16 protein-coding genes are annotated in these 24,642 nt (G+C 59.6%); 9 read left to right on the top strand and 7 right to left on the bottom strand.

The window, feature by feature from the left end:
• The 7 genes from ACOQFP_RS01710 to ACOQFP_RS01680 form a co-directional block, all read right to left on the bottom strand.
• On the bottom strand, nt 1-163 hold a 163-nt coding region (locus ACOQFP_RS01710), incomplete at its 3' end, for a transposase (RefSeq protein ID WP_421583253.1).
• Between the two features lie 46 nt (nt 164-209).
• Entirely contained in the window at nt 210-473 is a 264-nt protein-coding gene (locus ACOQFP_RS01705; RefSeq protein WP_421583252.1) for a hypothetical protein, read from the bottom strand.
• Nucleotides 474-475: 2 nt separating this feature from the next.
• Nucleotides 476-943 carry a hypothetical protein gene (locus ACOQFP_RS01700; protein ID WP_421583251.1) on the bottom strand — a complete coding sequence of 156 codons (468 nt, stop codon included), beginning with the start codon at nt 941-943 and terminating at the stop codon, nt 476-478.
• A 424-nt stretch (nt 944-1,367) separates the two neighbouring features.
• Nucleotides 1,368-2,546 (bottom strand): serine hydrolase domain-containing protein, encoded by a 1,179-nt coding sequence (locus ACOQFP_RS01695; protein ID WP_421583250.1) that lies wholly within the window; start codon nt 2,544-2,546, stop codon nt 1,368-1,370.
• 62 nt (nt 2,547-2,608) lie between these two features.
• On the bottom strand, nt 2,609-3,469 hold the full coding sequence (locus ACOQFP_RS01690; RefSeq protein WP_421583249.1) for a YncE family protein: 861 nt from the start codon (nt 3,467-3,469) through the stop codon (nt 2,609-2,611).
• 407 nt (nt 3,470-3,876) lie between these two features.
• Nucleotides 3,877-5,136 carry an acyltransferase family protein gene (locus ACOQFP_RS01685; RefSeq protein WP_421583248.1) on the bottom strand — a complete coding sequence of 420 codons (1,260 nt, stop codon included), beginning with the start codon at nt 5,134-5,136 and terminating at the stop codon, nt 3,877-3,879.
• Between the two features lie 6 nt (nt 5,137-5,142).
• A complete protein-coding gene (locus tag ACOQFP_RS01680) occupies nt 5,143-6,168 on the bottom strand; it encodes an SGNH/GDSL hydrolase family protein (protein ID WP_421583247.1) in 1,026 nt (341 codons plus the stop codon).
• A gap of 922 nt (nt 6,169-7,090) precedes the next feature.
• Between ACOQFP_RS01680 and ACOQFP_RS01675 the strand changes: the two genes are divergently transcribed.
• The 9 genes from ACOQFP_RS01675 (at nt 7,091) to ACOQFP_RS01635 (ending at nt 24,511) form a co-directional block, all read left to right on the top strand.
• Complete coding sequence (locus tag ACOQFP_RS01675) at nt 7,091-7,342, top strand: hypothetical protein (protein WP_421583246.1); 252 nt, start codon at nt 7,091-7,093, stop codon at nt 7,340-7,342.
• Complete coding sequence (locus ACOQFP_RS01670; RefSeq protein ID WP_421583245.1) at nt 7,339-10,182, top strand: vWA domain-containing protein; 2,844 nt, start codon at nt 7,339-7,341, stop codon at nt 10,180-10,182. Before ACOQFP_RS01675 ends, ACOQFP_RS01670 begins: the two co-directional genes overlap by 4 nt.
• 73 nt (nt 10,183-10,255) lie before the next feature.
• Nucleotides 10,256-13,819, top strand: coding sequence for a tubulin-like doman-containing protein (locus tag ACOQFP_RS01665; RefSeq protein WP_421583244.1), 3,564 nt, complete (start codon nt 10,256-10,258; stop codon nt 13,817-13,819).
• Between the two features lies 1 nt (nt 13,820).
• Nucleotides 13,821-16,562 carry a hypothetical protein gene (locus ACOQFP_RS01660; protein WP_421583243.1) on the top strand — a complete coding sequence of 914 codons (2,742 nt, stop codon included), beginning with the start codon at nt 13,821-13,823 and terminating at the stop codon, nt 16,560-16,562.
• Nucleotides 16,563-16,588: 26 nt separating this feature from the next.
• Complete coding sequence (locus ACOQFP_RS01655; RefSeq protein ID WP_421583242.1) at nt 16,589-18,943, top strand: hypothetical protein; 2,355 nt, start codon at nt 16,589-16,591, stop codon at nt 18,941-18,943.
• Entirely contained in the window at nt 18,940-21,843 is a 2,904-nt protein-coding gene (locus ACOQFP_RS01650; protein WP_421583241.1) for a hypothetical protein, read from the top strand. Before ACOQFP_RS01655 ends, ACOQFP_RS01650 begins: the two co-directional genes overlap by 4 nt.
• Nucleotides 21,844-22,291: 448 nt before the next feature.
• Nucleotides 22,292-22,918 carry a hypothetical protein gene (locus tag ACOQFP_RS01645; RefSeq protein ID WP_421583240.1) on the top strand — a complete coding sequence of 209 codons (627 nt, stop codon included), beginning with the start codon at nt 22,292-22,294 and terminating at the stop codon, nt 22,916-22,918.
• Between the two features lie 290 nt (nt 22,919-23,208).
• Nucleotides 23,209-24,075: a hypothetical protein gene (locus tag ACOQFP_RS01640; protein WP_421583239.1), complete on the top strand. Its 867-nt coding sequence runs from the start codon at nt 23,209-23,211 to the stop codon at nt 24,073-24,075.
• Between the two features lie 133 nt (nt 24,076-24,208).
• Entirely contained in the window at nt 24,209-24,511 is a 303-nt protein-coding gene (locus ACOQFP_RS01635; protein ID WP_421583238.1) for a hypothetical protein, read from the top strand.
• The last annotated feature ends 131 nt before the right edge of the window (nt 24,512-24,642 follow it).

Here is a 24,642-nt window from a genome sequence, read left to right as displayed (position 1 = left end):
TGCCTCGTTCGATGCCGTCGTCGCGGTCGGCGATCTTCAGCCACCGATGCAGACAGCCCTCGGATATTCCGAAGTCCTTTGCGATCTGACGCAATGGGGCCTCGCCCTTGCGTGCAACAGCGATGACGTCGCGGCGGAACTCCTCTGGGAGCGCTTTCGGCATGGTGAACATCCTTCCACCGTGAGGAGCGATCCTCACAGATCAGATGTCAACCAAACCTGGGGCAGTCCCGAACGTCTGGGTCGGCGCTGTAGTTCTTGGCGGTTTGAGCGAGCGACTCGATTTCCGCATCGCGGATGGCATTGGTGGTCAGAAACGACAGTTGCAGCTCACCGACTACGTCGGTGTACCCATCGCAGACATCGTCTCGCGAACTTTCGCCGAACACGGTGATGCTCAGAATCAGCAGACCGATTGCAATAACGGGCGCGTTCAGCCCGTACTTGAGGGCGGTCGAGGCAAAGGAACTCATAGTCAGCTACCTACGTCGCAGTTGTCACCAATGAATTTGTCGACGCGTTGGTACGAGCCGGATGTTGTCAGACCTGACGTCAAGCCAGACGCGAGTGATCCGAGTGGATTCGACATCGAGTCACCGGCTGAATCCATCTGTGCGGAGTAGTTTTTTGCGATTTTGTCAACGTCGGCACGAATATCATCGGGCGCAACGGCGGACAGTTCATCCCACATTATCGTGAGATCGCCGAGTGCAGAGGCCGTCTGGCCCAAGCCGGTGATGATCGCGATGGCGGAGTTCTCGTTGCCGATGTTGGAGGTTGCAGCCTCCATGTTGGCCAGGTATCGCTGCTTGTGCTTATCCATCACGGAGCAGAACTCGGCAGCAGATCGCTCAGGTTCAGATGAGCATGCGGTTGCCAGGCCACTGATGGCGATGAATGCGATGACAATGCTGAGGAAGGCTGATTTGGTGACACGGTGCATAAAGGTCGTCCATCATCTTGATGAGCGTTTCGACGGCGCTCGACTGCATAATTATCAATTATGCACGGTGAGAAGGATAGTGGGGAGCCTAGAGTTACACCGTTCGGCTGACAGTGTGACCATCGTCGAATGGGTCCGTTAGCATTCAGAAACCAGTACCCGAGCCCGAAGATCGGCGCAAGATAGCGTACATACGCGATTCGGTAGGGGCTCTTGCGCAGGGCGATGTATGGACCACATGTCATGCAGTCCAGGGTAAGTAGCCAACCCAGCAGGCCGATGTTGTTGCCGCCGACGGCAAAGAACAAGCTCGCTAAGCCTGCAAGGATGTAGCGGGCGGCGTTGAGTATTCGTTGTGGGTGTCCGCTGATCAGTTGAATTTTGCTGTTGAAGAATTTAGGGGACGCTCTTTATCAGGTGCGCATCACCGAGGGTACAAGGAACGAATGATGTTGTAAGCAATTTCATTTGCGGGCCTACCCCCTGAAACTCCATCGCGCAGATTGCACAGCACAACGACCGTGATGTTGCGGTCGGGATCATGTCCCATGAACGATTGATAACCGGGGATGGCTCCGTCATGGCCTATCATCGGGCCGAAAGATTCGAGTCCCAGACCGTATTCGATCTCCGAAGGCTCGACTGCGCGAGGCTCGACGCTTGCAAGTCTCTGGCGTTGAAGTTCGTCACCGATCGGATCAGAGCTGCCGACGAGAGAGCGGGCGTACGAGGCAACGTCGGCGGCCGTCGAGATCGAACCACCGGCAGCCCATATCCACGATGGATTCAGGTTGGTGACATCGGAGGGAAGCTCTGAACCAGCACGCGCCGCTGTGGCTTCGGCGTTGGACAGTGCCACCGATGACAGCGCTGAGGTGTTGGTGCCGTAGAGGTAGCCATGAGCGTATGGGTCTGGCATCGAATTGTCAGCTGCCGCAGGAAAAGTAGTGTCGGTGAGACCCAATGGCTTGAAAATGTGGTCATAGAGCAGTGCGGCGAGCGGCTGGCCGGTAATCTGCTCGATGATGAGCGCCGACAGGATCGTGTTGGTGTTCGTATATCGGAAACCGCCACCGGGCGGAAAGTATGGAGAGTTCGAGTTGGAGATCGACAACAAGTCTTCGGGATCCCAGACGTACTCCGGTTCGTTGTCGAGAGTCTGGTTGAACGACCAGCTTTCAGTATAACTGAACAGGCCGCTCTGCATGTCCAAGAGCTGTGATATCGGGATTTGGTCACCGTTCGGTACGTCCGACCGATACATCGAAACCGGGTCATCCAGTCGGATGCGGCCGTCGCGTACCAGCTGGAGCATCAGGGTGGCGACCATGGTTTTGGTTATCGACCCGATCCGGAAGTGGCTGTCGACAGTCATGGGGTCATCGACGCCGGCTGTTCTACTGCCGAACGCTCTTTCCCAGACACCGTTCGGTGTTTCGATTCGTACGACGGCGCCGGGCGCAGCCATAACCCGCAACGTGCTGTCCACGGAGGGGCTGATTTCCGTGTCGAATATCATCGATTGGTCGAATGATCGTGTGTCCGGTTCGAGGACAATGGCGGTCGTTTCCGTAAGCGACGCGGTGATTTGCGAGGGAGGCATTCTGCTGCACGATACGATGCCGACAGCCAACGCCGCTGCGAGCGCAACGCGTGTCCAACGAGTCACCTGCGCGCGACCGAGACAGTGTTGGAATCGTAGTTGGTCACGTAGACCGAACCACTCCCTGAAGCCACGGCAACTCCGTGCGGGAAGACGCCCACTCGGACCGTTCCTGAGACTTGGTTGGTGGCTGTATCGATCATTGAGAGCGTGTCAGCGCCGTGGTTCGCGACATACGCTGTGTGCGAATCTTCATCCAGCGCAATGCCGACCGGTGCTGCACCGACACCGATTGTGGCGACTGTGGACCGAGTAGTCGTGTCGATGAGTGAAACCGAATTCTCGCCGTGATTGGTCACGTAGGCCCGGCCGGATTCGGAATCGATGGCAACGCCCCACGGTTCGAGCCCGACGGGGATCGTTCCGACGACTGCCCGGCCCCGGATATCGATGACAGAGACGGTTGCGGAACCTGCGTTTGTGACGAAAGCCATTCCGGAATTTGTATCGACCGCTACACCGTAGGGCTTGTTGCCTACAGGGAGGGTCGAGATGACAGAGCGTCGATCCGTGTCGATGATCGACACGCTTCCTTCGTCGAAGTTGGAGACGACCGCGACACGATCGACGGGGGCTACGGCAACACCGTACGGTGCGGCCCCTACCTGGATGAGCCCGACCGAGCTACCGGTCGTGCCGTCGAGCATTGACACCGATCGGTCGTTCGCATTTGTCACGTAGACGATGTTTGCCGTTGCGTCCAGCGCGATCGCCGTCGGTTTCCCGCCCGCTCGCAGCGTCGTGACTGTGCTGCTTATGGTGTTGATTCTGGTAAGTGTGTTGTCCTCCGAATTGGTGGTGAACGCCGTGCCGGCCGATTCGTCGACAATGATTCCCCAGGGCCGAGCACCAACAGGTATCACCGCGGTTTCCGAAGGAGGTGGCGCTCCTGACGTCGGTTGACGTGTGACTTCAGACCCGTCAGTAAAGACGGCCCCGCCCTCGAGCGCCTGCAATTCCCCAGCGGCTGTGGTGGTTTCGGTGGGGCCGGTGCGAGTGAAGTACCACAACGCCGATCCGATACCGATGGCGAGGATGACTGCCGCAGCTGCCGCGACTGTGATTGCCCGGTTTCGAGTTCCCCGAGGTCCTTGCGGGGGCGAAAGGAACAGTGGGCTTGCGTACTGCGTGCTGTTGGACGTCGTCGCAAACGGAGAGCCGACGACGCTGGACGTGGATGGGGATATCGAATTCGAGGTAGGTCCCGAATCAGCGGCGAATTCAGTGTCGTCGGGAGGGTCTGGTGGCGGAGGGGGCGGCGGGGGAGTCGTCATCTGTGGACACTTTCAGTCATGGTATGCACCGCAGGCGTCATCGCGTGAGACTGGAGATCGCGAGAGCGTCTGCCAGCGAACCGATTCATCAGCGGTGTGTCTAACCAGTGATAGATGGCCGCGGCAGCGGCAGCCGATATTGCCAGTGACATCAGTGTCCAGCCCAGCCATCCAGTGAACGAGAACTGTTTACCTCCGATGAACAGGCGTGTGACGATCACCATCACGGGAAACTGAATCATGTAAAAGGCAAACGAAATATCTCCAAGCCAGAGCATGAGCTTCGACGAATTGATCCCACGGACTCCAGCAAGGTCACGGGCGGCCATAGTGGCAATCAACGCGGTCATCGGCGCAACGAAGAGCGCAGACATTTTGTAGTTGACCGGAACGAACCAAGTAGCTGCGTAGGACAGGGCGAGGGCGAACATCGGTAGCGACAGCCTTGCGTTGGTCCACAAACCTTCTCGTACGAGTCGGGCCGCGATAACACCTAGGAAAAACTCCGGCAATCGCGACAGTGGAAATGTGTAGCTCAGCCAGTAGGAGGGTGACACCGGTATGTCCGGTTGAGCGAACCACGCCGGTGAAGCGTGTATCGCGAACCGTGGTGAGTCCTCACCGGGGAGAAGCCGCGGTGCAAAGGTGTTCCCGATTCCCTTGGGCCCTTCGATCAACAAGAAATACATCGTATGCAGGACCACAATCGCGAGAATAACCGCCGCCAGTGCCCACCAGAGCCGGCGAGTCGATATCCGCATCACCAATGGCAGGAACAACGGAAACGTGAAATAGAACAGGACCTCGGCCCCCAGCGACCACGACGGAACATTCAGTCCTCCGACCGTGGTCCATTTCGGAACCCATGTATGGATGAGCAGAAGGTTGGGGACCCACACCACGAAGCGGGACAGCGGTACCGAGGCGGCCAGGATGAAAACCAAGGCCGCTATCAGGTGCGTCGGATACAGCTTGAGAACTCGACGCCAGTAGAACCGTAGGATCGAGGTTCCCGGTCTGAAAGACCAATGGATCACGAACCCTGACAGCACAAAAAAGAATGTGACTCCCGCAGCGCCCAACTGCATGGGAATGAAGCTGTGGATTGTGGCAAACAGGTCCGACTTCTGGAACGGGTACACCGGCAGGAACACCAAGGCGTGCAAAATGAACACTGCGAACGCTGCCCACCATCGAGCGCCCGTGAGTGACGGCAGCTTGTTAGGTCGGGCCAGCTCGCCTACGTGTGACGTCATCGAAACTTACGGTGTGAACTGTGTCCGCAGCGCGTCAGCAAGAACAGCGTTGCCGTGCGGAGTCGGGTGGATTGGGGCACCGACAGACAGAGAGTTCGGATCGGTCAGGCCGCCGACCCAGGAGTCATCAGAGCAGCTGCCATGGCCTGCAGTCAACGCTCGCGTGTCGACGAAATCAATGCCTAGGATTGTGGCGGCACCGTGCTGGGCGTCGTCGAGACGGTCCAGGAACGCGATGTAACCTTCTGCCCGTCCCTGCTCCACTCGCCCGTTGCCGGGAAGTTCCAGGCAGGCGTTCGATTGCCCTGTCGGAAAGATTTCGGGGTAGCCCACTACTCCGATTCGGGCGTTGGGTGCGTAGAAGGAAATGTAGTCGACTACGGGCCGTATGCGATCCGCGTAGGACTGGCCTGTTACGGCACCGGAGTCGGGAACTCGCCCCTGCTCAACCGCATCCATCCCGCAGCCGCGAACTACGTCGATCAAGCAATCGACCGACGGGAATGCGGTTGCTTGGGAACTGCCCCAGGTGTCATTTAGACCGACTTGAATGAGGACGGTCCGGGTCGAGTGCCCGAATGCCCCTTGCTTGACGGCCTCGCGGGCCTGTTGTAGCAAAGTCCAGCCGGTGCCGGTGTCGATCGAGCCACCGTTGCACGAGACGTCCAGAAAGTCCGGGGTCCCTGCCAATCCAATGCTCCCGGCGAGTTGCGCCGGCCAGGAGGTGTCTGGGTGAACACAGCCAGCTTTGTCGGCAAGAAGTGGCGTCGTGGCTGTGAACGAATCGCCCATGGTGACGAGTCGCTTGCCTTCAGTCGGCTGAGCCATGGCAACCGGTCCGGAGGGAAATGCCGACGTGGCAATGAATGCTGTCAGCGTCGCGATCAGAATTCGGGTAGCTCTGGAGCTCATAGGTGACGAAGTGCTTTCTGTCTTGTCAATACAGAGATCGGCTGAGGTTGCTTCATGCTGGTGGCATCGCGCACGAACCGTCAGTATCCCATGGTGATTGGAGCAATTGATATCGGTCAAACGTCTGACACTCCGAGGCTGCGAATAGCGTGTCGGGAAGGGGATCCATGGCGAGAATCTGTGCTGTAGCGTCTTCTATCGTCGAACCCCAACGACGAAAGAATGGATCGATGAAAACGGCAAAAAAATATAGCGCCGCCGTGCTTTTGGCGTCTGCTTCAATACTCCTGACGGCCTGTGGAGACGACGACGCGGCAACGCCGGCTTCGACGACGGCGGCTGTTTCCACGACGACGTTGGCTCCTGCGACGAGTACGACCGTCTCAATACCCGCCGCGATCAGTCCGCCTTCCGACGAGGTCCTGCCGTCGATCGACGAAGCGCCCGCTTCGGTTGAACAGGCTCCCGTGGAACAGGCACCGGTGGGGCAAGCTCCAGCTGAGCAGGCCCCAGAGCCTCCGGCTCCAGTTGATCCTCCGACACTCCCGGATCCTGGATTCGACCCGCGGCCCGGGTACTGAGAACAATTTTCGCCAGGTACATGCGCGCCGATCTTGGGTGTTGATCCGTGAACTTTATTGGTCCGATGAACCTCGCGATCGGCAAACGTTGTGTCAAACTCTCGCTGGCAATGGCGCCGGTTTTCGGCTGCGCGAGCAGCATGATCTAGAAGGGCGCTATTTTGGCTAACTCATCGAACCCATTCGACTTCAGTGACTTTCAGTCACCTGGGCCTAACTCTCAACCGCAGGGTGGACAAAGTCGGGGTGGGGTCTACGGTCACCCGTCCACCGACTCCTCTGAAGGCGGATTCGATCCTTTTGCCACCACAGTCAGCGGGTCTCAGTCTTTCGGATCACCAGACCCCGATTACGGTCGTACCGACGGCTTCGGCCAGCGATCAACCACCGCCGGCATTCCTTACGGCGACGAAACAGCCTCCCCTCCGATTCTGTGGTGCACTCTCGCTGGAGTTGCAGCGGTGGCTGGTATCGCCCTCGCCTACTTCGGCTTGACCAGCGCGGCTTTCGCATTCGCAGGTTGGGCCGTAGCAGGTCCGCTCGCGATCGGTCTTCTAGCCGCTCACACGATGTCCGATACCAAGCAGCGTGCAAAGCCCTTCTACTCCCAGTCCGGTTGGGCTGTCCCGACCTACTGGGTTGTACTCGCGGTTGCGTTCATCGGCGTCGGGCTCTGCTCCTGGCTCATCGCTGATTGGGCGGCGCGACTATGAGTCGTCGAGCAAGTCATGTGCGCGCACTGGTTGTCGTTGCCCTTGTCGGAATCTCGGCTTGTCTGCCCATCGCCGCCGCACAGCCGCCACCGGCAGCGCCTGCCGAAGCCACCACTGCCGTCGACAATTTCGGTGCCTGCATCGCTGGGCAGAAGCAGGGCAACCTGCTTTTGATGATCGACGAGTCCGGCAGCCTGAAGTCGTCGGACCCGAACAACGCGCGCGTCACGGCAGCGAACTACCTGCTCGATCGGCTCACCAGATTTGCTGACACCGCGCAGGTAGGTGTCGATGTAGCTGTGGCCGGGTTCTCGACCGACTTCACACCGTCTTTGGCATGGACCTCAGCGTCTCAGGGGACACTCGGCGGATTGCGGGCGGCGGTCGATGCTTTCGCTGGTAGAAGGAGTGGCCTCGATACCGACTACTGGACCGCCCTCGATAATGCGCGGGCTTTTCTCGCCGAACGTGGATCGGGCCCCGAAGGTGCCCCTCGATGCCAGGCAATCGCCTGGTTTTCGGACGGCAAGTTGGACTTCGATCCGCGACCGGGCCTCGAACGCCCGTTTGCTCCTGGACTGGTCATGGACTCTGATGACGCCGTCCGTGAAGGCGTCGATGTGGCCTTGGCTTCGATCTGTCGCGATGGTGGCATTGCCGATCAGGTCAGATCCTCGGGAATCTCGATCTTCGGTATTGGTTTGGCGAACGGCACCGCAACGCCGAGCGACTTCGACTCGATGCGTGCGATCGTGACGGGTGAACCAAGTCCGCAGGGTGCGTGCGGGGCTATCACCTCACCCCGCCCGGGAGACTTCTACCTTGCGCAGAATCTCGACGATTTGCTGTTCGCTTTCGACGCCCTCAGTACGCCGGGCCAAGCGCCCATTACGACCGACGCAGGTGTGTGCCAAGGGACGGTCTGTGAAGACGCGAAGCACCGGTTCGTGCTCGATGACTCGATCGCGTCGGTGGACGTGCTCGCATCCAGTGACGTTGCAGGTTTGGAGCCGAATCTGGTCGGGCCCGCGGGTCAAGTAGTTCCCCTACCAATCGGTGCCCCGCCGACAACGGTCGACGGTGCCGCAGTGACATTCAACTGGGAGTCGGACAGAACGGTCCGGATCGAAATGGCCAAGGGCCAGGGCGGTCAGTGGTCGGGGGTCTGGGCTGTAGCATTCGTCGATCCGACGGCAGCCTCCTCGTCAGCGCGATCGAAGACGAACATCCACATCTCGGGCGGGCTCTTTCCCGTCTGGAGCAATATGCAGGACACGACCCTGCGCAGCGGCGAGAAGGTCACCGACATCTTGCTGGGAATGGTCGACGGCACCGGAGTTGCAGTAGATCCCCAGCGAATTCTAGGTAATGCCGTGTTGTCTGCGGAGCTGGTCGGAGCGACGGGCGACACTCTCGCTGCTTCGCCTAGTCTCTCGAAAGAAGATATCGGCCGGACCGTTGAATTGGATTTGACCGGAGTCGATCCCGGACAGGGGACCCTTCGGCTCACGTTGGCGGTGACGACAGCGGGCGCGACCGATCCGAACGGTGTTGAGCAACCGGGGACTGAGTTGACCCCTCGGGTTGTCGATATTCCGGTCGAACTTGCTGCGCCGGTGGGTTATCCGACGGTTGCGGGGCTCATCGACTTCGGAGGCGTCGAGGGTTCCGGTACAGCTGTCGGTGCGTTGACCGTAAACGGCCCCGGATGTGTGTGGATCGATGGTGCCGAATCGGCCTCCTTCGTGACCAGCCCAGACGGCGTCGGCTCAATGGCCTTGTCCTCTCCCAACGGCAATTCAATGGACAACTGTGTGTCGGTTGCCGAGGGTGCGACCGGCGAATTGAGTGTCGAACTCGAAACACAGAATGATGCCAAAGGCGCTGTCAACGGCTCGATCAAGGTCATGGCGGCACCGACAGAGGAGTTGAGTCTGGCAGTGCCGCAGGATGTTCGCTTCACGGCCCAACTCACGAAGCCGCTGAACGAACCTGTGTTCATCGGGGCGCTGATTGCGACGATGATCGTCGGAATCGGTCTGCCGTTCTTGTTCCTGTACGTCGCGAAGTGGTTCACCTCGAGAATCCCGAACCTCCCACTGACTGCGGAGCAGATTCCGATCACCGTCGATTCAGGCTCGGTGATGCGCGATGGCATACCGTTCGCTCTGCGTGATCAAGATTTGGTGACGCCAGTGCAGGGCCTGCACAAGCCGGCCAGAACGTTAACGGTCGGATCGGTCACGCTGAAGACCCACGTCGGACGCTCTCCGTTCGGTGCGGGTTACGTAGCGGCGGAAAAGTCGCCTTCGATCAGTGCGTCGTCCGATACACCGGCCTACCTTGGCAAGCCGCCCCGAGCACGTATGAGCCTCGCCGTGCACAACAAGTGGTTGCTGACGCACGACCCCGCGGGACCGGCCGATGCTGCGAACGTGATTCTCCTTGCCGGTGGACTGACCACGATGGAGCAGCGAAATGAGATCGTCGAAGACTTGACGCGACGTCTACCGGCACTGCTGACGGAACTACGGGCCGCGGCGGAAGGATCAGGAATCCAGGTATCGACGGGCTCGACTCATTCGTCTGCTCCCTTTGGCGGCGGGGGGCCTGATACGGCGCAGCAAGATCGGTTCGGTGGAGGCAGCGATCCGTTCGGGGCCTCGATGGATCCCTACACGTCGCCGTCGACACCTCCTCCTCCGTCGGATACGCGCACGTCGTCGAGTTCGGATGCACCGCGCAGCGCGCCGCCTGCACCGATGTCGGACCCGTTCGGGGCACCCGACACCCGTGCGGATCCGTTCGGTCCAACGAGCGGAGGTTCTAACCCATGGTGACGAGATGCTTGGTCGCACTGACTTTATTTGAATCGTTCAATGCGCTGTGGCGCATCAATGTTGGAGGTAACTCGTGAGGCGTTTTCTCATCGTCGGCTGTGGCGGCTCCGGTGGAGCGACCCTGTCTTACATGATGGATCAGCTGCGATCCGATCTGGCCTCTCACGGTGTGGACGACATTCCGGCCGGCTGGAAATTCGTTCACATCGACGTGCCGAGCGGTTCCGAAAACGGTCCGGAAGGGCTGGCGAGTGTCGAGGCCCAGGGCGGAAGCTACTTCGGTAGCGGCCCTCAGGGTACGAGCTACTCGATGCTCGACAGCGCGTTGAGTCAGCGTCTCGGATCCATGCTGGACACCACCGCGACGTGGGCGCCTCGAGAGCCTGAACAAGTTCCGATTCCGATCTCGGCGGGTGCAGGTCAGTACCGCGCCATCGGTCGCATGATCACGCTGAGTAAGGCCGGTGATATTCATGCCCGGCTGCAAAACGCGTGGAATCAGCTGACGCACGACTCGACACGGTCCGAGATGACCAACCTCTCTCTTCCCGGACTAGGTGGCTACAACCCGAACGACCCGCCGATTGTCCTCGTGGTCTCGTCGATGGCGGGTGGGGCGGGCGCGTCCATGGCTCTTGATATCTGCAGGCTCCTCACCCTCGTCGAGGGCTTGGATCCAAAATTAATGGGCGTCTTCATGGTGACGCCCGATATCTTCGACAGTTTGCCTGCCGGGGCGCGGACCGGGGTTCGAGCCAACGCCCTCGCCATGCTCGGCGAGATCGTGGCCAGTCAGACCGGCTCCGCTCGACGCCACGATGTGCGCACATTGGCGGCTCTCGGGTTGGGAAACGGTCGGGGTGAAACGATTCCATTTGCTCGAGTATTTCCGGTCGGACGCAAGGTCGGAGCCGAAGGGGCAATTTTCGGTGACGGATCCCAGAACGCTGTGTATCGAGGATTGGCCCGAGGTTTGGCTGGACTAATGATGAGCGGTAAAGCCACCGATCAGTTCGTGTCGTTCGACCTGGCAAACACTGCGTCGCCCGACGGCAATCGAAATTATCTCGGATGGGGAAATCGACTCTGGGACCCGCTGCCGTGGGGTTCGTATGGATTCTCCAGTCTCAGCATGGGGCGTGATCGCTACGCCGAGTACTCGTCCCAGCGGCTGGCTCGTGCGAGCGTAGACAAGCTTCTTCATGGGCACTTGCAGAAGGGCAATTCCGCGTCCTCTGTCGAACAAGCCACCGCGCTCCTCGACAGCCAGTGGCCGAACGTTCTCATGTCGATCGGGCTGCCACTGATCGGCGCGGGGGCACAGGGTCAGGGTGTCGGTCAGTGGTTGGCCACAGTGGCAATGGACCGCCAATCGGCGGATGCACTCGTCGCGAATGTCATCGATACGCAGCTGCGTCCGTTTCTACCCGCGCCAGAGGGAATGAATGCGGCACAGTGGGTCCCGATGCTTCGGCACGCCGTTCGTGGACGCCGCGACGCGATGAATCAGACCATACAAGCCGGTGCCTACAACTGGGCCTTCACCTGGCATCAACAACTTGCCGATCGGTGCGTGTCGGCAGCGGCAGACGCAATAGCTTCGGTAGGTCTTCCCTACGCCATCGCTCTCGTGGAGCGGGTGCGTTTCTACCTTGCAGACGTCATCCTTCCCGGGACGCGAGATCTGACCACTCACGCCGATGGTGATGTATCCGCGATTCCGCAGGATGTCGAACCCACTTTGGGCATGCTGAAAAAGACCATCCCCAATGGTAACCAAATTGTCGACCGAGTGATCGGCTCCTATCCAACGGCAGTCCGGACGCACCTGTACGCGCGAGGTGCTGGATACGTCAGCCAAGCCAGTGCGGCGATCACTACCGAAGTCCTGACACCGCTTCTGGACGCGATGAGCGAAGCTCAGCGCCTGCTCGAGAATGCCACCGGTGAGAAGATCTCGGACCTGGGACTCGCGAGACTCGCGACAAACCAATACGTGGCATGGCCGTCCGACAGTGACGAGCGCGTCCACGCCCGCTTCGCGGAAGCGAACAACGAAGTGCTACTCACTAATTCGTCTCATTTCAAAGGCCAGTACGAGTCGGTCGATCTGCCGCGCGCTGTGTCGGATGCCGCGGCCGTCGCAACATTCGTCGATTCGGTTCCCATGGCCGGTAAACAGGTCATTTCAGGATTATGGGAAACCACCGGCGGGCACCGTCCACCCGGCGGCTTGATCGAACAGACTGCGATGTGGCGATCGCGGGCATTCACTATCGATCCGCACACCGGGGAACCGCGGCAGCCGTCGTTGGCTCAGTTCAACGTTCATTGCCGCCCCGCGGAGCTCGTCGATCGTGCGCGCCAGTTCGTTGCTCGTCCTGGTGAATCTTTCGATCGTTTCGTTCGAGTGTCGCTCAGAGACTATGTGCAGGGCGTCGATGCTCCGGAATCAGAACTGGCGCAGCGGCGCAGCTCGATCGCGGTGAAGTTCGCGGAAGCACTGTCCCTTGCGCGACCGCTTGCCACCGTCAGCGATGAAGCCTTGCGCGTGTTGCACAACGGAGCGCAGCTCGAGTACCGCTACAAGTACTCGGCCATCCCATTCGGCGGCATCTCGTTGGAGGAGGACCTCAAGCGAATTCTGGAGTCGAACCCGCGCATCGACCAGGCCACCAAGGAAAACTTCCAATCGTCGCTCACCGACGAGTCCGGGCTCACCAAGATCGACATCTTCGGGTCCTACCCGAACTACTCGCCTCTCGCCTTCTCGTCTGTTCTCAAGCCTGTTGCAGAGCAATGGGCGCAAACATCGGAGCAAGGGCGAGAGTCGTTCTGGCGCTATCGACGGGCCCGCCCGCTCGATGCGGCTCTACCGATGGCGGACGAGGAACGTCGAACCATGACGGCCGGCTGGTTCCTCGGGCAAATGGTCGGCCGCATCCAGATTCCGGATGCGCCGTTCGACCAGCCGGTTCAGATTTGGGATGCGGCGCAGTCCCGATGGCTGAACTTCCCCTATCCGTTGCTCACTCCTCCCCGTCGGTTCGTTGCTAGCTACGACTGGCTGCCGGCCGTTATGGAAAGCATTCTGGTGGCCTTCGCTCAGTCTCACCAGTCGCCGGCCATGAGTTCGCTGCTGCCGTATCACGTCCTGCGGGGTCTGTACGACTCCACGTCCGATGATCCCGCCAAAGGCCTTTTGGATGCGTCGGCGACGGCATTGCTCGTTCCGTGGCTCGCCACTGGCGTCACCGAGGGCGGTAAACCGTCCCGCATCGCTGCGGCCGTCGAGGCGACCGATGTGGAAGGAAGGGCAACCGCGGCGCTTGGATGGTTGAGGACGGTTCGAGACCTTGCAAGCAATCATTTCGTCGAAGCTGGTGTGAACGGTGCACGGGGAGGCGGGCAGTTCTCGATCATCAAATCGCGTCAACTGGCTTCTGAAACGCCTATCTTCCGTGATCTCGCACCCGATGTGCTTTGGGCAACAACAGAACTCATCAACGTGGTCGAGAAGGCGAAGGACTCTGCCGAACGTGCAGTGCTCAACCCGAACGATGTCTTCGGCGCTTCAGCAGGAAGCGGTGGGTTGGGAGCGGTGAGCATCTCGATGCCAGAGGGGGGAACGTTCTGATATGGACAACCTGACAGTGCTTCTCGTCCGAAAGGGCACGGCGGAGGGCGTTCTGGATGTCCTGCAGGACCTGTCGGCGGCGGGATTGATCGATCCCTTTCTGTGGGTGTACGAGCACGACGTCAACCGCTCGGCGGCTCTGGCAACACACGTCGTCGGTGGCAGGCGTCTCCGAACCGCTCTGCAAACTGTCCTGGCCGCCAGTAGTTATGCGCACATTCGGCTCGGAGTGCTGGTTCCGCTTTTCGGTGCTGCCGACGTCCCCAGTGCCGTTACGCATCAGGAGCTGAGCGAGCTCCTTGAGTCGTCCTCCGGGGGCGCTGCCGTGACCCGCGTGCGTCTCATTCTGGCCCGTCGTGGCGGTCCGAGGGTGAGATCGGCCGTCGTCGAAGGCTGGCACAACCTTTTGATTGCACCGGAGGATTCACGTGGTCCAGGTAGCGGACATGTGTTGCTGCCCGAGACTGATGACCAAGTTGTCATTGGGCGCCATGCGGCACCAGCGATCTCCAGCGCGCTTGGTATGTGGGCTGATATCGAACATTCACCGATCGATGGAGCATCGCCACCGCCCGGGCCGGTATTGCGGGTTGTTCGATCCTTCTATCGCCGGTTCGATGCGACCACTGCCGAGAACGAGTTGCGCCGCCAGGTGTTCGATTCCTCGGCCGCGCTTCCCTTGCCGCGGCAGCGCGGGATGTCCGTGTCGTACATCGACGATTCACCTCGCGCCGCACGACAGATGGCCGAGGCCCTGTGGACGAAACACCGGGCCGTGCTGCGAGGCGACCGCGTGGTCCCTGGCAAAGTCGTCGCGAAGTCGATCGGCATTCTGCAGGCAATCAAGATGTTCTTCGGCTTCATGATTGCCTCTCTCCGAAACGCTCCTTCAGAGTGGTACGCAGGCCTGGTGCGGCGAACGTCGTCCGCTGTTGCCAGTGCCGTCCATTCGACTGTCTACGGCTCAGCCGAGTCGTCTTATGCGGTGGTTTTCAACGGCTACAAGGCAGACGGCACTCCCGCGAATATGGCGGATCTGAACGCTGCGGCGGAACAGATCAGCGAAGTATTGGCCGAGCCCGGCGAGCGCTACGAGCACGAAGCGCGCGCCGATCTTTCGGAGCTGTGGAGGGATTACGCCAATGGTGCGATGACTCTGGCTGATGGCGGAGAACGAGCGGACGGATTACCACCGATTCAGGTGGGATCGAACCGAGGGGTGCTGAGAACAGTCTCGGACTGCGTCCCTTCGGAACGGGATACTTTCGTGGTTCCCAGTTCTGTTGCCGCTATCGTGGGCATCGAATCGGTGTCGGCAAACGACGTCCACGCGATTGTTGAATTACTTCAGCGGCTGCGGGGGGCCGAAAGCGATCCGCGGGTGGGTGTTGAAGCCCGTGCGGCCATGACCGAATTGCACGCGTGGGCATCAACTTACGGCCGAAGTTACGGGTCTCAGGTCGGCAAGATCATGGTTGATTCGATCACGCGTCTCGTAATCGAGATACGTGAGATCATGGCCCGAGACAAGGCCCGGCAGGACGCACAGGACATGTCCGGCGACGTGGGAAGGCGTCAACGCAAGCTGGCCCTACTCATGAACATATTCGCCGGCGTATTGGTGGTCGTCATCGTCGGACTCGGTGTCGCCGTTGGCTTCAAGGTCCTTGCTGCGGTCTGGGGAGCAGGCCTGATGATCGGCGCAGTCTTAGCGTGGGTGGTTGTTTCGATGGTGACGTTTATGCGCGGTCAACGAGAACTGTTCCAGGAGATGGCGAGACGGCAATCGGATTCAGCACAAGCTGGGGCCGACAAGTTGAATCTTCGAACCGCGATGCGTGATCTGAACCGACTGAGTGCTGGGTACGGCCAGTATCTCGCATGGAGCAAATCCATCGGCACTCTGCTACGCGAGCCGTTCGGTCCGGAATCGTCGGCCGCTTCGTCGCGTCCGTTGATCGGCTTCGGATTGCCGCTCAGTACCAAGGTGGGGTGGGCAAGCCCGTCAGCCAATTCGGTGGCCGATGCCGGCTTGCAGGTACGGCGGGATCTGTTCTCGGTGGGCTGGCTCACGCCGGTCTGGACCGAGTTGATTCGTGGAGCGGGCGCACGATTGGGTGCGTTGGGTCAGGACATCCGCGAAAATCCCAAACTTCTGTTCGCAGAGGAAGGTCAGGATTCCGGATCGGCACTGGACATCTGGTCGAGTCGGTTGGCTCGCGGAGAACTGACGGTAACTGGTTCGGACGCGCTATGGCAGCGCGTTCTCTCCACTCTCGTCACCCCCGAATCCGAGGTGGGTAGATCACTTGTGGATCACGTCGAGACTGTTGCCGACGGAATGCGCCAACAGGTTCCGATTCTCGAGTTCATGGCGGGACTGGAGTCCGGCGAACAGGGTGTTCAGTACTTCGACGACGAATTGTTCTCGGACACCGCGACTGCTGCCGGAGATGCGCGGGTCACGACCAACGTTCGCAACTCCGTGAAGAACGGTCTCGGCGCGCTCGCAATCCTGACGCAACTCAGCGATGCGATTCCCGAGTTTCAGTTCCGGTTCTGTGAAGCGGGATCCGGGGAAGGGAGCGGTGGGTGGGCGTTCGACTACTCGAACGAAACGACCACGACAACCTCTGAGGCAGATCCTTTCGGGATCCTGCGGGAGGAGCCGACAGGGTCTCCGGACCCGGGCCCCACTCACCCAACATCGGAGCCACCTGGGTCCGGAACCTATGTTTTCTGATTTCATGCACTGTGCGGAGGTAGTCGATGACTGCATTGAAGACTCAGCGACGACTCGAAACGTTGTTGCACTGGAAACAGCAGTCGGACGCGCGCGGACACCGAACTCCGTCCGCTCAATCGCTGAACTCCATTGCTGTCGCGAACGGAGTCCCGTACGACCTCGGCGAGGAAGGGATCGAGTCGTGGCGAAAGACCCTGGAATGGTTGCTCCATCAGGTAAAGATGGGAGTGTTCGATCCTGTCGCGCAGTTGCCCGACGAACTGATGTTGCCTGTGGAAATTCCCGCTCAGGGTTCGGTGGTGCCAGTGTCTAGTGCACCGGAAGGGAACTCAGGTCAGTCTACGGCGGTGCCGGCAACTGCACTCGACGCGCTGAAGATGTGGCGCCGCAATGCCATTGCGCATGGACGTGACGACGTCGCCGCACTCAAAGAATCAACACTCAACCAGATTCTGCGATCGAAGCAGACATCTGCGGGCGCGATCGAGAGGATGCTGCCGCAATCACAGCGGGTTCTGGCACCTGAGATCGCCAAGGTGCTTGCCGATTTTGTGGGGGAGACAGAACCGCCTGCACGAGCCGATACTGCGAGATCAGCCACCGTGGATGATCCGGCAGATATTGCTGTCAGTACATCGACCGAAAGGACGTCGGCAGAAGGTGGCCGGACTCGACGAACCGCCGCACCGGTCGGAACGTTCTTGGACCTCACGAACGAAGACTTCGAAGAATTCGACTATTCATCGGTACCAGTGACGGTCCATCCCATCAAAGCGAACAACACTGGCGAACGGACCGTTTTCAGTTGGCCGGCGTACGACGCCGATGATGGAGACGTGGTGGTGTACCGCCTGGTGTCCAAGAGCGAATTCCCTTCTTACACACCAGAAGGAGCGGACTACATCGGCGCTACGATCGACACCAAGGTATCCGATTCTCGTGAACCGGATGCCGCGGTGCGGTTCGTTCAGGTCTGGGCCAACGTTGGTTTCGATGTGGACGACGCTACGGGAGGGCAAGCGGTATTACATGCACAGACTGCCGTCGTGAGTCCGGTGCGAGATGTTCAGATCCGCGAGGATGAGGGACGGGTGATCGGCGAATGGACTGCTTTCGAGGGGACGTCGGCGGTCCAGGTCTACCGAATTCCCATCGAGCGGGCGGCCTTCGGTGGCGACGACCCGCAGTATCGAATCTCTGCCGGTGAGCCCAATCTTGGCGGCTTTGTCGACCGATCGGCAGAACGCGGAAAACGCTACCTGTATCGAGTGCGAGCCGAGGCCACTGTCGACGGAACCACCAGGCTTTCGGCTCACAGCCAGACCGAGTTGTTGGTCTCCGCGGTACTCGCCAAGATTTCCGACCTGGCCGTTCAGGTACACGGCGGAGACGACGACCCTCAGTTCGATCTGACGTGGACCGCGCCGGCAGGTGGACGGGTTGCGATCTACCGAACTGTCGGTGGACCGAACGCAGGAGCGGACAGTGCTTCCTTGCCTGAGGCGGCCCTTGCGTCCACGGGATTGGCGGTGGACAACAAGCTCTCACACCCGATCGTAGGGGGCGGAGCCGGACAACCGAGCATGATGACGAATGTTCCGTGGCCGCGTGGTTGGAACCGGGCCTACTTCACCGCTGTTACGTTCTTGGGCGACAAAGTGCAAGTTGGAGCGACCATCTCGGCAACCCGGACGGGCGTTATCGAACATGCCCAAGTGGTCGAGCGAGTGAACAAACAGATTCTCACTTTCGCGTGGCCTGCGGGCGCGGCGGCTGTTCTGGTTCACGTCGGCGCACGAGGCCAGTCGGCCGAACAGGGAATGGGTGGTCATCCGATCGAAATCTCATCGGGCATGTATGAGCGTTTCGGAGGTCTGCACTTTGCCCACGCCTTACCGAAAGCCGGCTGTTCGCTCCATCTGATTCCCGTGGCGTTCGCCTCAGGCGAGCGAATTCACGGTCAACCGGTGACGGTGGACTACCCAGGACTGCTCCGAGTGTTTTACGATGCCAATATTTCACGGAACGTCACGGGTAAACCAACGTCGATGACAATCAGCGTTGTGGCAGAGACAGACGTCCAAGGATCTCCGCCCTTCGTTCTGATTCACAACGAGGAACGATTGCCATTGAACGCGCGTGACGGTGTGGCGTTGGAGGTTTTCGCGAGCAACAACGAGACTGCTGGTGGTGCAAAGCAATTCGTCTTGCCTAAACTTTCGACCCGCGCGGATGGTCTGCAATTTCGAGCAGACGTAAAAGACAGAGTTGGGTTCGTTCGATTGTTCGCCGCCATGCCTGCTGCCAGACTGGCCACCTTCGCTTTGTTGGATCCGCCGGTTGCGAAGTTGACGCTCCAGCACGGCCGCCGCCGATGACGACTCCGCCGCGGCCTTTCGACGTGACGAACCAGATCGGCGCGACAACTTCGGGCGATTCGGTATCGCAATCGGTCACCGCCGCTACGCGGCCATCGTCGAGTCGATTCGCACAACTGACGTATTCTTCTTTCGACGACGGCACCGGAATCAGCGGTGGTTGGCAGGTGAAGGAGACATCCGGATCGCTGTCCGATGTCGAATCCGAAGCTCTTCGGTACTGGGTGAACACAACCTTCGATCTTGTCTCTCCGTTACCACAGTTTCCGACACCGGAGGACGTCGAGAACTTTCCGCGCCGACTGATGTACACAAGCTTGGACAACGGGCGCGCCGGATACTGGCACACAGTGCCCGCCGGTGCCGATGGATCGGGTCGTCCTGGAAATGTCTTTGCACACACCGTGCTCGATCGAAATGTAGAAGCCACCGACATTGCTCTTCGGCCCATCGAGCTATGGCGGTCGGCGGATTGGCTGGTGCCCTACGGAGCAGGCGAAGTAGCGAGCGCCGTGCTCAAATCGGCCACTCTTCCGCGTGCCGCGAGGTCGGTCTCACGTGAGTCGGTCATCGACTTCTTGTGTGACCCGGATACTTGGCGACTGGGCATTCTCAGTGTCCTTCTCGATGCAGCGGCGGCTGCACTCGATGGGGGCGCTCCGGTGGTCTTGGCTACCGATACACCGGATTCCGCTGCGCTGTGGATCGGCGCAGTGAGTCATCTGACGTCGCCCGGCACCGCCCGCACACTTCACTGGTCGACATTCGATCGAGCAAGCGGGGTTGCGACCACGATGGGTCGCGGTGTTCACCTCATCGCTATACCTACCGCCGACCTTCCGTCGATGGTCTCGACCGACGGAATTGTCGTGCTGTCGGAGAACGAGATGCCATCGATGGGTGATCTCGGTGGTGCTGCACATCGAACGGAGGCGGGATCTACTGTTGCAGTGACCGAATGGTCCGTGATCGCGCAAGGAATCTTGATCGAACCCGAGACAGCGCACATTGTTTTGGCCGCGCTTGATCGGGTGTCGGAAGAACTCGGAGATTCAAGTCTGCACGCGACGCTTTCATTGGCGCTCGCGGTTGCCGACACACCAGAACTACACGACGACGTCGGCGACGAAGCCGCGGCAGTCATTGCACGCTATGCGCCGGAACGATTGAGGGCGCGAGCAGCTCTCGTAGGTCCTGCGTCGGATCTGATCGACCGCACTCTCGGAACGACGGCTTCGGACAGCTGGATTCAGCTCCGGTCAGTTCGGCCTGATCGCGACGGGCGGTACTCGGTCGCGGCCGAACTGATCATGGCTGCTTACATCGAGCGATCGTTGAGCGATTCGAGGTGGTTGCTGCAGCCTGGAGGGGTTCCGTTTCCGGCTGTTCCACCGCGGTCCGGATGGATGCCGCAACGATTGTCTGCAGCGGTCGAACTATTCGTTTCGAATTTGCTCGAAAAATCGCGCAGTGCGAACGAGGTTTCCTTGGACGAAGCTTTGTACTCGCTGCGTGCAATAGATCTTTTATTCCGGGCCTCCTGTGTCGGTAGGGGCTACCAAAATTCAGCCGCCCCCATCGTAGAATCTACATTCGCACTGGCAGCCGCGCGCCCGCCCTCGCCTTTCGAGTCATGCGAGGACATCGTCGACAAGCTGGTCGTACGTGTTCTTTCCGACCCAGAGCTGGGTCCCCGTTTCTGCGTCGAGTTCGGTAGATTGAGCGAGCGCACCTCTGAACAGCTGGTCTGGAGGCTGCTCTCTTTCACCGAGGTCCTTCAGCGTGGTGTGATCGGTCGAAGGTTGCCCCATCAGGTTCTCGAATGGTCACTGCCGGTCAATTTGGTGCCACCGCAGCATCGAAGCCTTCTCGACCCATCCAGCGATGGCCCCTCGCCGTTGACTATTCTTGCAGCCGAACTTGCTGCTTGGAAGATGGGCGATCCAATCGAGGGTGCGAGGTGGTCCGACTTCAACCTGCTCGTCTTATGGCGAGTCCTTCACCAATCTGACAACCAAGCGGTCGTGCCTCCTGATCTCGGCACCGTGTTTGCGGCCCGGTTGGACGTCGATGCGCTCAGCCGCTTGATCAGTGCTTATCCGGGATCGATTCCACCTCGATACTTGCTCCCCAGCCTCGCACTCGAACCTTGGAGCGACAGCATCCGCGCTTTGGCTTTGGCAGTGGAGGAGGGCAATCGGATCAGTTATGCACGCCCCCTTGCTCAACTCGTCCCGCGTGACGACTTAGCCGTGGCCCTGTCTTCGATTCGCTTGAGGCCAGGCTGGCCCGCAATGGAAAGCCAGACGCGCCAGCAATTGCAAGACCGAGCTTTGATGCCTCTGATCGTGGAGGTTCTGAAGTTCGGCGCCGCGAACCTAACTCCTGACGTGGTACGGACACTAGCCGCGCTGAGCATGGTTCAGATGCTGAATGCGGGTGGCAACGCGCCCGTCCCGGAGGCCGCGAAAGTCGTTGTTCGCGCAGCCGAAGTGACTGATAGGGCAGCGCTTGTCAAGGAATTCGCCACCTGGGTTCGGTCCGAGGACTTAAAGGTCGAATGGTTGGTCGAGTCGGCTGTGCTGGGGAGTGACGAGGCTCCGGAGAAGAAAGCAGCAATGCCGGCCGAGCGATTTTTGTGTTCACTGACCGAGGACGTCGAAGACCGCCCGGTCTCGCTTCTGGACGCAGTCGTCGACCTCCTGGTCGAGGACAAATCCTACCGTGGCCCGACGGACTCAGACGGTGTTGAAGTGGGCTATCGCAAGCGAGTGTCGGAAACATACGGCCGAGATGCGGACAAGGTTTTCGGGCAGTATCGGAAGTTCTCAAAAAAGTGGCTGGACGAAAGAGGGCTCGGCGCTGCCGGCCTTATCTCGAGACTTCGAGGGAAACCATGATCAATGCCGACGCTCGCAGAAACTCGAACGCGGAAGGAAAGTACTGATGCCTACGTACGTACTCGAAGGCACTGGGCGTGCTGTATTCCCACGCAAACCCGTGGTGGTGTCGCTGACTGTTTCCGGAAGTGCCGGTGGTGCCGACATGCACGCACTGACCGATGGATCGCCGGATCCTCGTGCAGTGCGGCCGACTGTCGGGTTGATGGTGTTACCCCGAATCGATAGATTGACTGTCCTTCGCGTCACTCCGGCTGGCTCGGCGACTGAATTTGCGCCTGGAACATCGTTGCATCTGTCGCTGACAGTCGAAGATCGTTCCGATCCTGATCCAGATCGAGCTGTGATCGGTCCGATCGACGTGTCAGGTGAAACGCACGTCGACGTTGCCTCTCTCGATTCCGCGCTCGACGGAGTCGCTGTGTCGGCTCTTCGTTCGGAGCCGGATTTGGATCTGGGACCGGTAGGAAACATCTCTCGCAGTGTGACGAGACTAGCTCTCGGTGTCGATCAGCTTCCGGAGTCAGTGCAAGTTGGCCTCGATATTGCGGTCGATTCCTCCGCATCCATGCTTGCAGCGCTGAGGGACGGCAGCATCGAAGAAGTGTGCAACATTATTGCCGGTATCGCAACGGTTGTTTCGCCGCAGAAAAATCCCCGTATTTGCATGGTTGGCGACACACCAAGATGGATCGAAGTCGAATCTCTGCGCGATCTCGGTTCGACGGTAGTGCACGAACTGCATCAGGCTTTGCTCGTTGCCGGATTTCGTAGTTCATCGGTTCCGAATAGTGGCCGGCCCGGGGCAACATCGACGTTCGTAATTACGGACGGGGTTCCAGCGGATACGTCGTACGGTCCTGCAAACCAGCATTTCGTCGCCATCATGTCCGAAACCGAGAGTATCGACCCGAGATGGGCGGACGACATCACAGTGGTACAACCCCCGTCTGCGGGAATTCGAGCAGCAGTTCATCTTTCGTCATCGCGTGAGTCGTTGGCGGTAACCGTCCGGTCCTTGGTGAGAAGTGCTGTGCCCAATGGTGTCGGTGGCGCGCAGGCGGTCGTTCGATGACGAAATGCCCGCGCTGCTTCACTACGGTTGATCCAACGAACTTCGTCTGGATGTGCGTGTCTGGACGCTGCGAATCCATTCCAGATCCAGCCGCTTCGGCATACACCGGCGGGCCCGTAAGTAGTGGGCCGATATTGCAATTGCGGCAGCCTGCGAATGCGAAGAAGGGCTGGCAACCGCCCTCGGGGGCGTCATGTCCCACTTGCAGCGAAGCGACGCCAGAAGTCTGCTCCGAGTGCCACTACCTCTACCCAGAAGGTTGGCGACAGGCTCAAGCAACGTGCGTCGCCATGGCGGGAGCCCGATTCACCGGTAAGAGCTTGTACATTGCCGTAGTAGTCAAGCAGTTGGAACAGCTCGCCGAGCGGCTGGGTTCCTCGTTCGACTATTCGACAATGGACACGCAATCGGTTTATCAGGAAAATTATGAAAAGCCACTGTTCGAAGAACGTGGTCTGATGCCTGCGACCAACAAAGCGGATATGGAAGGCTCCTATCAACGTACGCCGCTCATCTTCGGGATGGGTACCTGGAACGGAATTCGTCGTTACCTCGTCATTCGAGACGTTGCCGGCGAGGACTTGGAGTCCACCGCAATCGATGCTGTGCATCTCAACTTCTTCGCTCATGCCGACGGTGTTTTCTTCATGTTCGATCCACTGAAGGTCCAAGAAGTCAAGGACCAGCTGCAGGATCTCATCCCGAGTCAACAGTTAGTCGGCGGAGAGCCAAAGACTGTACTGAGCCGCCTGTTGATGAGAATTGGTAACGGCAACCCTAAGCTTGCAATCATTCTTTCCAAATTTGATGCGCTGCAGGCGCTTCGGAAGGTTGACGGGACGGAGTGGAGCCAGATCATGTCGAACCCCGGTGCTGCGTTCCTACGGGATCCGAGTATGAATGGCGAGAGGTACGACGAGAATGATGGACAGCTACTGCACCACGAGGCTCGCAGCCTGCTTTTGAAGTTGCATTCCGGCCCGCTTGTCGCCGCAGTCGAGAATCGTGGCGACGGAAATTCGGTTCCTGTGCGTTTTTTCACTGTGTCAGCGCTGGGCGACTCGCCAGTAGGCGAGAACGTTCATTCGCGGGGTATAGCGCCATTCCGATGCGTCGATCCGATTCGGTGGGTTTTGGCCGAGCACGGAGTTTTTTGATCTGAGTTTCGTCCTCCAGTCCACTTCGAAAGGCACTATCGTGACGTTCTTCCCTCCTGATTCCGGTTCGTCTCGCGACTTTTCGCAGAACCCTCCACGCGGTTCGGATCCATTCGGTTTACCGGCGCAGCCGGTGGGTGATCCGTTCGCAACGAGTGCGCCGCAACCCGCTTACGGCGGGGTATCGCCTGCGGCGCGCGTAGACCTCGACGGTCCGCCGACGAGCATCTGGCTGTCCTTCGGCTCGTTGATTGCGGCCGCGCTGGTTCATGTGGGTTCGGCGATCATGTTGATCATGTGGGTGTACGAACTGAAGGGGCAAGCCACAAACGCGGCCGACGGTTTGCTGGAGCGAGATGTGTCGGGCGTATCCTCTGCTCAGGTCGGTGGGTGGGCAGACAATTTCGCGGACTCGGTGAGCATGTTCTTAGCCTGAATCCACCGATAGAACTTCCATTGACCGGAGTGTCTAACTGAAGAAAGTGCCCCCTGAACTGGGATGATTTGAGTTCTCACGCAACAAATCCACCAGCTCAGGAAAGGCACTTCCAGTGAAAGTGTCCCACA

It is taken from the genome of Rhodococcus sp. MALMAid1271 (genome assembly GCF_049195265.1).
In the GTDB taxonomy this organism is placed as follows: Bacteria; Actinomycetota; Actinomycetes; order Mycobacteriales; family Mycobacteriaceae; genus Rhodococcoides.
Note: the sequence above shows the minus strand (reverse complement) of the source record. Positions and strands in the feature narration are given on the sequence as shown.